The organism is Pedobacter sp. 01T416_2, assembly GCF_056398925.1.
In genome coordinates, this window is the sequence record NZ_JBFTQI010001058.1 from 1 (window position 1) to 1549 (window position 1549).

The 1549-nt window shown below is 39.7% G+C and carries 2 protein-coding genes; both read left to right on the plus strand.

Going from position 1 to position 1549, the window contains the following annotated elements; all coding sequences use genetic code 11:
* Nucleotides 1–696 (plus strand): Gfo/Idh/MocA family oxidoreductase (locus tag AC1DPQ_RS27310; RefSeq protein ID WP_477611500.1); only part of this gene is annotated, 696 nt, incomplete at its 5' end.
* Nucleotides 697–773: 77 nt separating this feature from the next.
* A complete protein-coding gene (locus AC1DPQ_RS27315) occupies nt 774–1547 on the plus strand; it encodes a M90 family metallopeptidase (RefSeq protein ID WP_477579953.1) in 774 nt (257 codons plus the stop codon).
* Nucleotides 1548–1549: the final 2 nt, after the last annotated feature.

Consider the following 1549-nt stretch of genomic DNA (forward strand, 5'->3'; position numbering starts at 1 on the left):
CTTTTTGAGCTTGCCGATAGTGTAGGAAAACAAATCTTTTTCTACCAGAACCGCCGTTGGGACAGTGATTTTACCTCGGTTAAAAAGGTAATTGAAAGCGGTAAACTGGGGAAATTGAACGAAATGCACCTGCGTTACGATCGCTACCGAAATGTAATTGGGCCGAAGGCATTTAAAGAAAACCCGGTAGAGGCCAGCGGACTTTTATACGATTTAGGCCCGCACTTGTTAGACCAGGTAATCTGCTTGTTTGGCAAACCATTGAGTTACCATAAAATTCTGGGTAAGAATAGGGTAGGTACTTTGGTCGACGATTATTTCTCGATCCAACTGAGTTACCCTAATAGTTTGTATGTTTTTGTTACTTCGAGCATGTTGGTGGTAAACCCACAGGCAGGATTTGTTTTACATGGCGTAAATGGAAGTTTTATTAAACAAAGAACGGATATTCAGGAAGAACAGTTGCTGGCGGGTATGAAATTAACCGATCCGGGGTACGGCGTTGAGCCCGCAAGTAAAGATGGTTTATTAACAACCATTGATGCTGAAGGCCATAAAACCGAGGAGACAATTCCATCAGAAGTAGGAAGTTATTTACCGCTTTTCGAAGCTGTTTATCAAGCAATAAACAACAATCAACCTTATCCGGTTACACGCGAGGRTGTTTTGACCCAATTAGAAATTATCGAAAGCTAACCCTTATCTCTCCATCTGTTAAATTCTTATAATCACCCTAAATCTGTGCAATCCTTTAAATCCGTACAATCCTTATTATGAACTCGCTTCCACTTGCCTACTTAATTCCTATTTTTCTAATTGCCCTTTATCTCATCCTTAAAAAAAAGAAGGCTACTGTTGAGCCTTTAACGGATGTAGACCAAAAGATACTGGATGATTATGTAGGGTATTACCATAATCTCGATTCGACGGATAAGCTGAGGTTTGAGCAGAAAGTGGCCGCGTTTTTCAGCACGGTTAAGATAGAAGCGGTGGGTTTAGAAATGACAACATTAGACGAGTTGCTGATTGCCTCGAGCGCAGTTATCCCCATTTTTGGTTTTGACGATTGGCAATACAAAAACTTAACTAGCGTTTTATTGTATCCGGATACTTTTAATAAAGATTTTCAGTTTGAAGGTGGCGAAAGGAATATTATGGGTATGGTAGGAACGGGTTATATGAATGGACAGATGATTTTATCACGCTCGGCCTTGCGACATGGTTTTTCTAAAAGTGCAGGGAAAGAAAATACGGCTATACACGAATTTGTGCACCTTTTGGATAAATCTGACGGCGCAACAGATGGTGTTCCAGAGAATTTAATTGCACATGAATATACTTTGCCCTGGATTAAGATGATGCATGAGGAAATGGAAAAAATTGAAGACAATAAATCGGATATTAACCCTTATGCCATTACCAATCAGGCTGAATTTTTTGCTGTGGTTTCTGAATATTTCTTTGAAAAACCTGAACAGTTAAGGGAAAAACATCCGGAATTATATTCTCAGTTAAGCCGCATTTTTGCGCAACAGCCTGCAGGTTAAAA